The sequence below is a fragment of the Arthrobacter sp. NicSoilB11 genome, from assembly GCF_019977375.1.
Lineage (GTDB): Bacteria > Actinomycetota > Actinomycetes > Actinomycetales > Micrococcaceae > Arthrobacter.
Genome location: NZ_AP024657.1, coordinates 3,711,980 through 3,724,602 on the forward strand (window position 1 = coordinate 3,711,980; position 12,623 = coordinate 3,724,602).

At 65.9% G+C, this 12,623-nt stretch carries 16 protein-coding genes; 10 read left to right on the top strand and 6 right to left on the bottom strand.

What is annotated here, in order from left to right:
• The first annotated feature begins 223 nt into the window (after nucleotides 1–223).
• Together LDO14_RS17300 and LDO14_RS17305 are read left to right on the top strand one after the other, a co-directional pair.
• On the top strand, nucleotides 224–967 hold the full coding sequence (locus LDO14_RS17300; RefSeq protein ID WP_223995300.1) for a GAF and ANTAR domain-containing protein: 744 nt from the start codon (nucleotides 224–226) through the stop codon (nucleotides 965–967).
• Nucleotides 968–1,043: 76 nt separating this feature from the next.
• Entirely contained in the window at nucleotides 1,044–1,454 is a 411-nt protein-coding gene (locus tag LDO14_RS17305; RefSeq protein WP_134165453.1) for a response regulator, read from the top strand.
• 99 nt (nucleotides 1,455–1,553) lie between these two features.
• Here the strand turns inward: LDO14_RS17305 and LDO14_RS17310 are convergent, their stop codons facing one another.
• Nucleotides 1,554–2,390: an alpha/beta hydrolase gene (locus LDO14_RS17310; protein WP_223992671.1), complete on the bottom strand. Its 837-nt coding sequence runs from the start codon at nucleotides 2,388–2,390 to the stop codon at nucleotides 1,554–1,556.
• A 174-nt stretch (nucleotides 2,391–2,564) separates the two neighbouring features.
• Here LDO14_RS17310 and LDO14_RS17315 point away from each other — a divergent pair, with 174 nt between their 5' ends.
• Both LDO14_RS17315 and LDO14_RS17320 read left to right on the top strand, forming a co-directional pair.
• Nucleotides 2,565–2,972 (top strand): metalloregulator ArsR/SmtB family transcription factor, encoded by a 408-nt coding sequence (locus LDO14_RS17315; RefSeq protein ID WP_144600249.1) that lies wholly within the window; start codon nucleotides 2,565–2,567, stop codon nucleotides 2,970–2,972.
• Nucleotides 2,969–4,003 carry a cation diffusion facilitator family transporter gene (locus LDO14_RS17320; protein ID WP_223992672.1) on the top strand — a complete coding sequence of 345 codons (1,035 nt, stop codon included), beginning with the start codon at nucleotides 2,969–2,971 and terminating at the stop codon, nucleotides 4,001–4,003. Before LDO14_RS17315 ends, LDO14_RS17320 begins: the two co-directional genes overlap by 4 nt.
• Before the next feature lie 73 nt (nucleotides 4,004–4,076).
• On the opposite strand, the gene LDO14_RS17325 is transcribed toward LDO14_RS17320, so the two are convergent.
• The 3 genes from LDO14_RS17325 to LDO14_RS17335 all read right to left on the bottom strand — a co-directional run bounded on the left by LDO14_RS17325 (nucleotide 4,077) and on the right by LDO14_RS17335 (nucleotide 7,557).
• On the bottom strand, nucleotides 4,077–5,261 hold the full coding sequence (locus tag LDO14_RS17325; protein WP_056391468.1) for an acyl-CoA desaturase: 1,185 nt from the start codon (nucleotides 5,259–5,261) through the stop codon (nucleotides 4,077–4,079).
• 13 nt (nucleotides 5,262–5,274) lie between these two features.
• On the bottom strand, nucleotides 5,275–6,372 hold the full coding sequence (locus tag LDO14_RS17330) for a ferredoxin reductase (RefSeq protein WP_223992673.1): 1,098 nt from the start codon (nucleotides 6,370–6,372) through the stop codon (nucleotides 5,275–5,277).
• Nucleotides 6,373–6,528: 156 nt separating this feature from the next.
• Nucleotides 6,529–7,557, bottom strand: a complete 1,029-nt coding sequence (locus LDO14_RS17335; protein WP_223992675.1) for an LLM class flavin-dependent oxidoreductase — start codon at nucleotides 7,555–7,557, stop codon at nucleotides 6,529–6,531.
• A 54-nt stretch (nucleotides 7,558–7,611) separates the two neighbouring features.
• Here LDO14_RS17335 and LDO14_RS17340 point away from each other — a divergent pair, with 54 nt between their 5' ends.
• The 3 genes from LDO14_RS17340 to LDO14_RS17350 are packed head-to-tail and all read left to right on the top strand — an operon-like array spanning nucleotide 7,612 to nucleotide 8,716.
• On the top strand, nucleotides 7,612–7,971 hold the full coding sequence (locus LDO14_RS17340; protein ID WP_223992677.1) for a YnfA family protein: 360 nt from the start codon (nucleotides 7,612–7,614) through the stop codon (nucleotides 7,969–7,971).
• 9 nt (nucleotides 7,972–7,980) lie between these two features.
• The gene (locus LDO14_RS17345) at nucleotides 7,981–8,376 is read left to right on the top strand and encodes a DUF202 domain-containing protein (protein WP_056391475.1); all 396 of its coding nucleotides are present in this window, start codon (nucleotides 7,981–7,983) and stop codon (nucleotides 8,374–8,376) included.
• Between the two features lie 4 nt (nucleotides 8,377–8,380).
• The gene (locus LDO14_RS17350) at nucleotides 8,381–8,716 is read left to right on the top strand and encodes a DUF202 domain-containing protein (protein WP_223992679.1); all 336 of its coding nucleotides are present in this window, start codon (nucleotides 8,381–8,383) and stop codon (nucleotides 8,714–8,716) included.
• Between the two features lie 32 nt (nucleotides 8,717–8,748).
• On the opposite strand, the gene LDO14_RS17355 is transcribed toward LDO14_RS17350, so the two are convergent.
• Nucleotides 8,749–9,147 (bottom strand): hypothetical protein, encoded by a 399-nt coding sequence (locus LDO14_RS17355; RefSeq protein ID WP_018770596.1) that lies wholly within the window; start codon nucleotides 9,145–9,147, stop codon nucleotides 8,749–8,751.
• Nucleotides 9,148–9,232: 85 nt separating this feature from the next.
• Here LDO14_RS17355 and LDO14_RS17360 point away from each other — a divergent pair, with 85 nt between their 5' ends.
• From LDO14_RS17360 to LDO14_RS17370, 3 genes are all read left to right on the top strand, one after another.
• Nucleotides 9,233–9,469 (top strand): DUF2630 family protein, encoded by a 237-nt coding sequence (locus LDO14_RS17360; RefSeq protein WP_026265973.1) that lies wholly within the window; start codon nucleotides 9,233–9,235, stop codon nucleotides 9,467–9,469.
• A complete protein-coding gene (locus tag LDO14_RS17365; protein WP_223992687.1) occupies nucleotides 9,469–10,263 on the top strand; it encodes a carbon-nitrogen hydrolase family protein in 795 nt (264 codons plus the stop codon). Before LDO14_RS17360 ends, LDO14_RS17365 begins: the two co-directional genes overlap by 1 nt.
• Nucleotides 10,264–10,585: 322 nt before the next feature.
• Nucleotides 10,586–11,905: an ammonium transporter gene (locus LDO14_RS17370; RefSeq protein ID WP_144600245.1), complete on the top strand. Its 1,320-nt coding sequence runs from the start codon at nucleotides 10,586–10,588 to the stop codon at nucleotides 11,903–11,905.
• Between the two features lie 24 nt (nucleotides 11,906–11,929).
• Here LDO14_RS17370 and LDO14_RS17375 read toward each other — a convergent pair whose 3' ends face one another.
• Nucleotides 11,930–12,556: a PadR family transcriptional regulator gene (locus LDO14_RS17375; protein WP_018770600.1), complete on the bottom strand. Its 627-nt coding sequence runs from the start codon at nucleotides 12,554–12,556 to the stop codon at nucleotides 11,930–11,932.
• Nucleotides 12,557–12,623: the final 67 nt, after the last annotated feature.

Below are 12,623 nucleotides of genomic sequence, written 5' to 3' on the forward strand. Positions count from 1 at the left end.
TGTGCCGGTATGCCCGGCCCCGCGCCAGCCTTTTGCCCGCTCCGGGGCAGCCATATATGACGCTTTGGGCGGCACGGGGATGTATATACTTCTGGTTATCGGTTTAGCAGCAGGCCGTTGGAAAGTTCGTCGATCCAGCGACCATCACCGGCTCCCCGCCCAGTTGCGGGGCGTTGGCGTGTTGCCGGCTCGTTTTGACCTGAGCGAATGGCACCAGAAAATCGTGGCCAGCGAGTCAACAGCAAAAACCGATACATCCATCACTGAGCACCTGCATGAACTTGTCCTCAACAGCTCCGACGTTGAGGACTTCCTTAATGAACTGGCACAGGTCTCCGCACGCAATCTCTCCGAGCCCGGCGACGAAATGCTGTGCGCCATCACCCTCCTCCGGCAACGCAAGGCCGCCACGGTCGCCAGCAGCAGCCCGGATGCAAAGTCCATCGGACGGCTTGAACACAGGTACAGCGACACCCCGGGCCTCACGGCTTCCACGGCCCAGGAGATCGTGCACGCTCCGGACCTCACCGCGGATGGCCGCTGGCCTGAGTACGCCGCCGCCTCGACTGCCGACGGGATCCGCTCCGTGGCGGCGGTTCCGTTCCGGCTTGAGGGGGAAACCAAGGCATCGCTGCTGCTGTACTCCCGCCGCCCGCACCGGTTCGAGGGCCGCGTGCTGAAGTTTGCCGAGGATTTCGTCAGCCAGACCTCGCTGGCGCTCCGCCTTGCGGTGCGGTTCGCGCACTACAGCGAAACGGCCGCGAACCTTCGGGCCACCCTTGAGTCCCGCACGGTCATTGACATGGCTGTCGGCATCATCATGGCCCAGAACCGGTGCAGCCAGCAGGAAGCCTTCGACATCCTGAAGACCGCTTCCAGCACCCGGAACACCAAGTTGCATGATGTGGCCGCCGCGGTCGTCAACGCCCTGGGCCAGGGCCCGGCGCGCACGCATTACGACGGCTAGTGGCCATCTTTTGCTTCGGTCATGCCGGCAGCGTTCCCGCAGGTAGACTGGTGCCAACTTTTCGCCGGGGGGCTTGATGGAACAGCAGCGTGTTTGCCTTGTCGTGGAGGATGACGACGATATCCGCGGACTGATCGAAGTGGTCCTGTCGCGCGCGGGCTTTGAGGTCAGGATGGTGGGCACGGGGGCCGAGGCCATTGCCGCCGCGGCTGATCCCGCCATCGCCCTGGTGACCCTGGACGTTGGGCTGCCGGATATGGACGGGTACGTGGTGGCCCGCGCCATCCGCGCCCTTACCAGCGCGCCCCTGCTGTTCCTCACGGCCCGTTCCGAGCAGGACGACGTGCTGGCCGGCATGGCATCGGGGGCCGCGGGGTACCTCACCAAGCCTTTCCGTCCGCAGGAGCTCAGGGAGCTCGCCGTACAACTGGTGACACCGCCGCCGGTTTCCCAGGAGCCGCACATAACGGGCAAACCCGCCTGCTAAGTTCGCCTCCTGGAAATGAGGCATGACACCTCAGCGGACCGCGGTGGTGAGCAAACGGCGACGGCGGCATACCGTCGTCGCCGTTTGTCCGCTTGACCCCTACTTCGAAAGGAAGGCCAGCAGCGCTTCGTTGACCTCCGCGGCGTGCGTCCAGAGCAGGCCGTGCGGTGCACCCTCGATCTCCACGTACTCGGCACTCGGCAGGGCCTTGGCGAACAGCCGGCCGGTGGAATCGATGGGCAGGATGTTGTCAGCGGTGCCGTGCAGGATCAGCGCCGGAACATCGATCTTGGGGATGTCCTGGCGGAAATCCGTAAGCCAGGTGGGCTGCGCTGCAACAGAAGCATGCGCTCCGGCGCCGGCAGCCAGGTTCCAGCTGGCGTTGACGGCTTCCTGGCTGAGCCGCGGGGTGCCCAGGAAGGTGTCGGAGTTGTAGAAGTTCTTGAAGAATTCGGTGAAGAAGGCGTAGCGGTCGGCGGTGACCGCTTCCTTGAGGCCGTCAAACACGTCCTGCGGGACGCCGTCGGGGTTGTCATCGGTCTTGAGCAGGAAGGGCTCCAGGGACCCGAGGAACGCCGCGCGGGCCACGCGGGCCGAGCCGTACGTACCGAGGTAGCGGCCCACCTCTCCCGTGCCCATGGAGAAGCCCACCAGCACCACGTTGTTCAGGTCCAGGGTGTTGAGCAGGGTGTTGAGGTCCGCTGCGAAGGTGTCGTAGTCGTAGCCCTCGGTGGGCTTGCTGGATTTTCCGAAGCCTCGGCGGTCATAGGTGATGACACGGTACCCGGCATCCAGGAGGGCGGCGGTCTGCTTTTCCCAGGATGATCCGTCCAGCGGGTAGCCATGGATCAGCACGACGGGCTGGCCGGAGCCGTGGTCCTCGTAGTAGAGCTCGATGTCAGTGCTGTTCTCGGTACCTACGGTAATGAAAGCCATGGAGGCAAGTTCCTTTCGAGACTGATCTGATCGGAGCGGTCCGGCGGAACGCCGGGCCCTGCACCTCCTACTCTAGGGGGCGGCCCCCGCTCCAGCAGCCTCGATTCGTCGCGCCGTTCGGTGCCCGCGGCGGCCTGGATGCGCTGCTGTGAAGTAGCGTGACACTATATGCGCATGAATGCAGATAGTAATGCTTGCTCACTGAAGGCGGACAGCCAGTACGTGGAATTGGCCGTGGAGGTCTTTGCCATGCTGGCGGACGCCACCAGGGTGCGGATCATTTTGGCCCTCCGTGACGGCGAGATGGCGGTGGGTGCCCTGGCGGACGTGGTGGGCAAGTCCCCCGCCGCCGTGTCCCAGCACCTGGCCAAGATGCGGCTGGCAAGAATGGTTTCCACGCGGCAGGACGGGACCCGGGTGCTCTACCGGCTGGAAAATGAACACGCGCGGCAGTTGGTGGCGGACGCCATCTTCCAGGCCGAGCATGCACTCGGCGGCGAACCTGCCCACCACCGCGCTCCCCACAAGCAGGTCCCCCACGACCAGGGCTTCGTCCACACCGGACAGGGGAACGCGTCGTGACCGGCCCGCACCGCGGGTCAACGCACGCCCACGGCCACCCGCACGGGACGGACCACGGCGACCACGACCACGACCACGACCACGAGCATCATCACCACACCGGCTTCAAGGGCTGGCTGATGGAGCTCTTCGTTCCGCACACGCATGACGCCGCAGATTCCATTGACGATGCCATGGAGGCCAGCACCGAGGGCATCAGGGCGCTGAAGATCAGCATGTTCGTCCTGCTGGCCACGACGGCGCTGCAGTTCCTGGTGGTCCTGTTGAGCAGTTCGGTGGCCCTGCTCGCGGACACCATCCACAACTTCTCGGACGCCCTGACCGCGGTGCCCCTGTGGGTGGCCTTCATCCTGGGACGCAGGGCCGCCACCCGCCGCTACACGTATGGCTACGGCAGGGCTGAGGATTTGGCCGGACTGTTCATCGTGGCCGTGGTGGCCCTCTCCGCAGTGGTGGCCGGCTGGCAGTCCGTGGACCGGCTGATCCATCCCCAGCCGCTGCAAAACCTCGGCTGGGTCATCGCCGCCGGCCTGATCGGCTTCGCCGGGAATGAGGCCGTGGCAATCTACCGCATCCGGGTTGGCCGCAGGATCGGTTCCGCGGCGCTCGTGGCGGACGGTGTGCATGCCAGGACGGATGGCTTCACCTCGCTCGCCGTGGTCATCGGAGCGGTGGGGGTCATGCTGGGTTTCCCGCTGGCTGATCCGATCGTCGGGTTGATCATCTCCGCTGCCATCATGGTCCTGCTGTGGGGAACGGTCCGCAGCATTGGGCGCCGGCTCATGGATGGCATCGAGCCGGACCTGGTGTCGCGTGCCGAAGCCGCGCTGGAGGCTACGCCGGGCGTCCTGGCAGTCCGGCACCTGCAGCTGCGGTGGTCCGGGCACCGGTTGCAGGGCTCGGCACGGATTGATGTGGCGGACACGGAATTGTCCCGGGCGGAAGCGGTCCTTGAAAGCGCCGAACACCGACTGCGTCATGCACTGCCCAAGCTGGACCACGTGCTCCTGGTTCCAGGCACCCGGCGCTAAAGGCCGCCAACGCAGAAGTGACCCGGCCGGGCAGCGCCGGCCGGGTCACTTCCCGGGTTTTGCTTTGAGGCTTCTAGGCCCGCGCAGCCTTGCCGGGCAGGGCCAGCTTGAAGACCTTGGCCCAGGACGAACCCACCTGCTTCAGCAGCGGGCCGGTGGTGTACTTCAGGCCATAGCGCTGGCAGATCTCGCGGACCTTGGGCGCCACCTCGGCGTACCGGTTGGAGGGCAGGTCGGGGAAAAGGTGGTGCTCGATCTGGTGCGAGAGGTTGCCGGTCATGAGGTGCATGAACTTGGAGCCCGAGATGTTCGCCGAGCCGATCATCTGCCGCACGTACCAGTCACCGCGGGTTTCGCCGTCAACCATCTCTTCGGTGAAGGTGTCGGTTCCTTCCGGGAAATGGCCGCAGAAGATAACCGCGTGGGCCCACACATTGCGGACGGCGTTGGCAGTGATCGTGCCGAACAGCGCCTGCTTGCCGGATCCGGTCAGCATGGCGACGGCAGGAGTGGCCGCGTAGTCCTTGGTGAACTGGGTAACGACTTTCTTGCCCAGCGCCTTGAGGTCCTTGAGCAGGGCTTCCTTGGACTTGGTGCCTTCCTTGTACTCGGTCAGCTCGAGGTCGTAGATGGCGATGCCCCACTCGAAAACCGGCGCCAGGATGGCATTGAACAGCGGGTTGGCCAGGTTGATGGGCTTCCACGGCTGGTTCTCGTCCATGCGCAGAAGGTTGTATCCGACGTCGTTGTCCTTGCCCACCACGTTGGTCCAGCGGTGGTGCAGGTCATTGTGGGTGTGCTGCCAGGACCGCGAGGGCGTGACGAAGTCCCATTCCCAGGTGGTGGAGTGGATGTCCGGGTCCCGCATCCAGTCCCACTGGCCGTGCAGGATGTTGTGGCCCAGCTCCATGTTTTCCAGGATCTTGGCCAGGCTCAGCAGGGTGGTGCCGGTAACCCAGGCGGCTTTGTTCTTGCTGACCAGGAGGGCGGCGCGGCCGGAAATCTCCAGGCCGCGCTGGATCTTGATCATCCGGCGGATGTAGGCAGCATCCTCGGCCCCGCGCTTGGCCAGGACCTCGTCCCGGATGGCGTCCAGTTCGCGGCCGAGTTCAGCTACCTGCTCGTCGCTGAGGTGTGCGGCGGCCGGCGGGCGGACGGTGGGGCTGCCGGATTCGGCGAGTTTGCCCGGGCGCGTCCGTGAGGTGCCGGCGCTGGCTCCTCCGGCGGCCGTGGTCTTTGTGGGTGAGATGACAGTCATACGGTACTGCTCCTCAGAGTTCGAGGTTGACGGGTCCGGCGGCTGCCGAGACACACGTTTGGATAAGTTGGCCTGGTTCGCCATGGATTTCCCCGGTCCGCAGGTCGCGGACCTGGCCGGCCAGGAGCGGTGTGAGGCAGCTGTGGCAGATGCCCATCCGGCAGCCGCTGGGCATCAGCACCCCGGCGTCCTCGCCGATGTCCAGGATGGGGGTGTCGCCGTCGGCCTCCACCTCCCGGTCCGAGGCTTCGAAGGTGACCAAGCCGCCGTCGTGCCCTACACCGGCGTTGAAGGTGGTGTTGAAGCGCTCGATCATGAGGTTGCCGGCGTCTCCGGCAACGGCGACGTCGGTCCCCGGCGACCGGGTGGTCAGCGCAGCGCGCTTCCAGAGGGCCTCGGCGTCGTCCAGGAAGCTGTCCGGACCGCAGGCGTAGGCAGCCCGGTCCTTCCAGTCGGGGCAGATTTCGTCCAGCTCCTTGGTGCTGGAGAAGTCCATCCGCCCCTGTTCACCGGTGTACCAGTGGGCCAGGCGGAAGTTGGGGAACTGGTCCGCGAGTTCGGCCAGCTCTTCACGGAACAGGCTGTCCCCGGGCGTGCGGGCCGAGTGGACCAGCACGACGTCGGCATCCGGACGCCGCGGAACAAGGGTGCGGATCATGGACATCACCGGAGTGATGCCGCTGCCCGCCGTGACCATCAGCAGGGGCCGGGGGTGCTCGGGAAGCACGAAGTCGCCCTGCGGCGGGGCAAGGAACAGGACGTCGCCCGGCCGGGTGGTGCGCACCAGCGTGCCGGAGACTGCGCCGACGTCCGTGACGGTGATAGCCGGGTCCTTGCCTGCAGGGGCGCTCAGGGAGTAGGACCGCCAGTGGCGGACGCCATCGAGTTCGACGCCGATGCGCGCCCACTGACCGGCAAGGTGCGCCTTCCAGCCGCGGCCGGGGCGGAAGAAGATGGTGGCCGACTGGGCCGTCTCCTGGACCACGCGGGTGACCACGCCGCGCAGTTGCCTGGCTGAGTAGACAGGGTTGAATAGTGCCAGAATGTCTTCCGGCGCCAAAGGGGTGGTAAGCACTGAGGCCGCCTGGGCCAGCTGACGTAGCCGGATCATACGGTTAAGCCTAGAGCGGTGCGAGCCATATATCTCTCTCTCCGTCATATGACCGTTCCGCAGTCACACACTAGTTAAGGGCGCGAAGCCCCCACGCCGCACTATAAGAGTAACGGTTCGGTCTCACAAATTGTTCCCGCACCTGGTTTCCGCACCTTATTGGCGGCTCCAGCCCAGGGCCGGGGCGACGTGCCCGGCGATGTTTCCCAGCAGCTTGGCGTTGAAGTCCACGCCCAGTTGGTTGGGAACGGTCAGCAGCAGGGTGTCCGCTGCCTGCACTGCCGCATCGGCTGCGAGTTGTTCCGCCAGGAGGTCCGGCGCGCCCACGTAGCTCTTGCCGAACCTGGCAGTCAGTCCGTCGATAACGCCCACCTGGTCGCGGCCGTCACGAAGGGCGCTGCCGGCGAAGTAGTAGTTGTCCTCCTCATCCACGATGGGAAGGACGCTGCGGCTGACCGAAACACGCGGGGCATGGGTATGTCCTGCTGCCGCCCACGCGTCCCTGAACAGCTGGATCTGTTCGGCCTGGAGTTCATGGAAGGGGACACCGGTGTCCTCGGTGAGCAGTGTGGAGCTCATCAGGTTCATGCCCAGTTCCGCGGCCCAGACGGCGGTCTTCCTGCTGCCGGCGCCCCACCAGATCCGTTCCGCGAGGCCCGGGGACTGGGGCTGGACGGGGAGGAGGCCGGTGGCGCCGCCGGCGTACCTGGGGTCCGCCTCAGCCATGCCGGCACCCGTAATGGCCTTGCGGAAGACGGCGGTGTGGCGCCGGGCCATGTCGGCGTCGGTCTCCCCCGGCTGCGGCCGGTAGCCGAATGCCGACGCGCCTTCCCGGGCCGGCTCGGGTGACCCGCGGCTGATGCCCAACTGCAGCCTGCCACCGCTGATCAGGTCTGCCGCTGCAGCCTCCTCCGCCATGTACAGGGGATTTTCGTAGCGCATGTCGATGACGCCGGTGCCAATTTCGATCCGGCGGGTGCGGGCTGCGATGGCTGACAGGAGCGGGAAAGGTGATGCCTGCTGCCTGGCGAAGTGGTGGACCCGGAAGAATGCCCCGTCCACGCCGAGTTCTTCAGCGGCAACCGCCAGTTCGATCCCCTGGAGCAGGGCGTCCGCCGCCGTCCTGGTGCGCGAGCCCTGGCCGGGGCCCCAGTGGCCGAATGAAAGGAATCCTATGCGCTGCATACCTTGCCCAACTGTCCGGATACCGGTGGCATTCCCGGCTGGAAAGATGGCTCCGTGGGCATACCGGAGGAAACCGTCAGTATTTTCAAGGCCATTGTGTTGTTCGTGCTGGCCGCGGCAGCGGAGATCGGCGGCGCCTGGCTGGTGTGGCAGTCCGTCCGCGAAGGCAGGGACTGGTGGTGGGCCGGACTTGGCGTGGCCGCGCTCGGCGCCTACGGCTTCGTGGCCACCCTGCAGCCGGACGCGCACTTCGGCCGGATCCTGGCGGCCTATGGCGGGGTGTTTGTGGCAGGTTCCCTGGCATGGGGCATGGTCTTTGACGGCTTCCGCCCCGACAGGTGGGATATCACAGGCTCCCTGTTTTGCCTGCTGGGTGTTGCCGTGATCATGTTTGCCCCGCGGAGCGGCGGCTAAACTGGCCCGGTGACCAACAGTGAGCAGCCGCCCGGCCCGCCCCCGCGCGGAAAAATGGCCGAACGGCTGCTCCCCGGCGGCGAGGAACCGGACCCCCGCTTCACGCTTGCCAACGAGCGCACCTTCCTCGCCTGGATCCGCACGTCGCTGGCGCTGCTGGCAGGCGGCATTGCCGTTGAGGCGTTCACGTCCGGACTTTTTGTTGAGCCTGTCCGTAAAGGCCTTGCGGTCCTCCTGTTGCTGCTGGGCATGATGCTCAGCGGTGGTGCCGCGGTGCGGTGGCTTCGGGTGGAGCGGAGCATGCGCACCAGGGCCCCGCTGCCCCTGCCGTTTTTTGTGCCCCTGTTGGCCGGGGCAGGCGCGTTGGCTGCCGCCGTCGTCCTGGTCTTTATCCTCTGGCGCTGAGCCTGTGGCAGCCCATGCTCCCAGCCCCCACGGCGATCCCGGCCTCCAGCCCGAGCGGACCGCCCTGGCATGGGGCCGCACCATGCTGGCGCTGGTGACGGCGAGCGCCTTCTTCCTGCGCTGGCTACCCGGCTACGGGTTACCCATCCTGATGCTGCCGGCGATTTCCGGCGGCGCCGCCCTTGCCATCTACCTCACGCAGCGCCGCCGGTACCGGGCCAGGTCCCATGGCCTGGCAGGCGAAAGCATCGAAGCGGACCTGCCTGCCGTGCTCTGGACCGCTCTCGCCGGAGTGGTCCTTGGCGGACTTGGCATTGTTGTGGTCCTGATCAGTCCGTAGAACACAGCCAGCCCCTGGAACACAGCCGGTTCCTAGAACATCGGCAGGACGAAGCCGGCCAGGAGCGCTACCGAGCCGATCGCCGTCAGGCAGCGGCCCAGGACCGAGGCTGTCCTGCCGGCTTCCTCCGGCGCGGTGGTCTGCCACTGCGTTGGGCGCTTGGGGTGGTAATAGATGGGGAGGGTGTCTCCCGCCGCCATGTCCCTGATGTCGTAGGGAGACATGGGGGCGTTGTGGACCTGGTGCTTCCGGTCGAACCAGCGGAACCCCACGCCGGTGGAATCGGAGTACACCACGGCCTCGGCCACGTCCCAGGGGTGCACAAAGCGGCGGAGGAAGCCGGTGTAGAAAAGCAGTCCCAGCCCGGCGGGCAGGCACAACCAGGTGAGCACTTCCAGGATGGGACCTGCCATATCGAGCGCAGTGGGCATGAAGTTGATGGTACCGCGCGGGGACTGGTGGCTTCAGCACCTGATCCGTACGCTGAAGGTGACCGGTCCGGAGTTAGGGGAAGCCATGAATGATCAGGACATTTTGACGCACATCCAGGCCCTGGTGGAGGAGGAGCACTCGCTGCGCGAGGGATCGGGCAGCGGGCAGGCCCCGGACCCGGCGCGGTTGAAGTACGTGGAAGAAAGCCTGGACCAGTGCTGGGACCTGCTGCGCCAGCGCCGGGCCAAGAAGGATTCCGGGGAGAACCCGAACGACGCCGAGGCCCGCCCCATCAGCGAGGTTGAGGGCTACCGGCAGTAATGCGTATTGCAGTAGCGCAGATCATCAGCGGCGCAGACACCGCCGCCAACCTTGAACTGATGTGGGACTACGCCGCGCAGGCCAGTAATGCGGACGCGCAGTTGGTTGTGTTTCCCGAAGCGACGATGCGCGCGTTCGGGCACTCCCTCAGGGACATAGCCGAGCCCCTCGACGGCCCGTGGGCCAGCGAGGTCCGCAGGATGGCCCGGGAGCTGGAGATCACGATTGTGGCCGGCATGTTCACGCCGGGGAAGGACGGCCGCGTCCGCAACACGCTGCTGGTCACCGGACCCGGTGTGGATGCTTCCTACGACAAGATCCACCTCTTCGATGCCTTTGGGTTCACGGAGTCCAAGACAGTGGACGCAGGGGAAGGGCCGGTTACGTTCGAACTCGACCGGACCGTCTTCGGCCTTGCCACCTGCTACGACGTGCGCTTTCCCGGCCTGTTCACGGCAAACGCGAACGCGGGGGCGCAGGTGAACATCGTGTGCGCTTCCTGGGGCGCCGGGGAGGGCAAGGCCGAGCAGTGGGACCTGCTGGTTCGCGCACGGGCGCTGGACAGCACCGCGTTCGTGATTGCCTGCGGCCAAGGGGATCCCGAAACCGTCGGCGCTGGTCCCGCCGGAACAGCACCCACGGGAATCGGCCACAGCGCGGTTGTGACCCCACTCGGCAAACCGCTGGTGACCCTTGGCGGAAAACCCGAACTCGCCGTCGTCGATATTGACCCCGCCACGGTGGCCGACGTACGGGCCAACCTGCCGGTCCTGGCCAACGCGCGCAGGTTCTGACCCTGTGAGCTGCCGTTTATAGCTCTGAAACAGAAGGCCAAGCAGGGTACGACGGCGTTTCTCACCTTAGGTGCGCTGCGTCGCCCGTGCCGGCGGGGAAGTTTTGGGAAGGTGCCAGCGTGGGTGGCTCCGGCCAGAGAAGCCGTTTACATTCCCGAAACATACCGGATACGTGAACTTCACGCGGGAGCGATTTGTGTAACGTGCCTGCAACTTTAAGCGGCATTGACTGAAACACGCGACGCCAAAAATGGATCCCGGGGGAAATGCTTGGGGCCAAAACGGGCCCCGGACCAAGATCACGTTGCGAAGGGACCCACCGGTGGAAATCACTGCCCAACACGTCTGGCTGATGATTTCGGCCGCCATGGTACTGCTGATGACCCCTGGGCTCGGCCTCTTCTACGGCGGCATGACCCGCGCCAAGGCCGCGCTGAACATGATCATGATGAGCTTCATCTCCGCCGGGATCGTGGGCGTGGTGTGGGTTCTCTGGGGTTACTCCATGACTACCGGAGACGGCATCCTGGGGCTCTTCGGCAATCCCTTCACGAGTTTCGGCCTGCAGAACCTGATGGGCTCGCCGGACCTCCTCAAGGCCGGTTACAGCGCCACCTTCGCCATCATCACCGTGGCCCTGATCAGCGGCGCCATCGCCGACCGCGCGAAGTTCAGCGCATGGGCACTGTTCGTTCCCGTGTGGATCACCCTGATCTACTGCCCTCTCGCCTACATGATCTGGGGTGGCGGGCTGATGAGTGCAGGCGGGGCCGTCTCCGCAATCTTCGGCCAGGTCATCGATTTCGCCGGTGGCGCCGTGGTGGAAATCAGTTCAGGAACTGCCGCGCTGGTGCTGGCCATCATCGTGGGCCAGCGCCACGGCTTCGCTAAGGACCCCAATCACCGCCCCCACAACCTGCCCTTCATCATGCTGGGCGCGGCCATCCTGTGGTTCGGCTGGTTTGGCTTCAATGGCGGCGCCGCAACCAGCGCTGAACAGGCCGGCCTCATCTGGATCAACACGCTGGTGGCCCCCGCCGCGGCCATGCTCACCTGGCTCATCACCGAAAAGATCCGCCACGGGCACCCCACCTCCCTGGGCGCCGCCTCCGGCGTTGTGGCCGGCCTTGTGGCCATCACCCCTTCCTGCGCCAACGTCAGCCCGGTGGCAGCAATCGGCCTGGGCTTGGTGGCGGGAGCGGCATGCTGCGTATTCGTGGACCTCAAGTACCGGTTCGGCCTTGATGACTCCCTGGACGTGGTGGGCGTCCACCTGGGGGCGGGCCTCATTGGCACCCTGTCCCTGGGATTCATCGCCCTCCCCGTGAACGGCCAGGGCGGCGGCCTCTTCTACGGCGGCGGTGTCCAGCAGCTCATCGCCCAGACAGCCGCCGTCGTCATCACCCTGCTGCTGTCCGGACTTGGCACGGCGGTCATTGCGCGGGTCATCAACAAGGCGGTGGGCTTCCGCGTCAGCCACGAGGCCGAGACCGCCGGCGTGGACCTGTCCGAGCACGCCGAGACCGCCTACGCGTTCGGCGAGATCGGAGCAGGCTTCAACCCCCTGCGCCAGGCAGCTGCGCACATCCCAACCGCTGCTGCTCCCGCGGAGCGGCACGCCCGGGAAGACTCCTTCGCGTAGCTTCCGCAGCCGCGGCCTAAGGATCTAGTCCGCAAGGATTTTGTAAAGCGCCCGGCGGGTTTCGTCCATCTTCTCGATCGCAGCAGCACGCTGTTCCTGGGTCACGCCGGTGCGGAACTGATGGATGGCGCCCAGGAGCTTGCCGATGCTTTGGTGGAAGTCCCTGTCGGCGCTGTCCGGTTCGGCGTTCCAGGCGTTCTCCATCTCCTCGGCATGCTCTGCCACATAGGCCCTGCCTGCGTCCGTGAGTGCGAACTCGGTGCCGCGGCCTTCACTGAGCGCCTCGATCAGGCCCTCATCCACCAACTGCTGGAGCGTGGGGTAAATGGATCCCGGGCTTGGCCGCCACATTCCGCCGGTCTTTGCGGCGATGGTCTTGATCAGTCCGTAACCATTGGATGGCGCCTCCGCAAGGAGCGAGAGGATGGCTGCACGGACATCGCCCCGGCTGGCCCGCCGGCCGCCCCGCCCGAAACCCGGGCCAAAGCCCGGCCCGAATCCGGGTCCGAAACCAGGTCCAAAACCAGGTCCGAAACCGGGACCAAAGCCCGGACCCCGGTGCCCGTGCGGTCCCCTGTGGCCCCTCCCCCGTTCGAAGCGGCCCTTGCCGAATTCCGGGCCGGGATTCCTGTCATCAAATATGCCTTTCATGGTGGCATGGTCCTTTCGTTTTCAGAAGCTCGCTGTTTTGTTCAGCGATAGTTAACGATATGTCGGT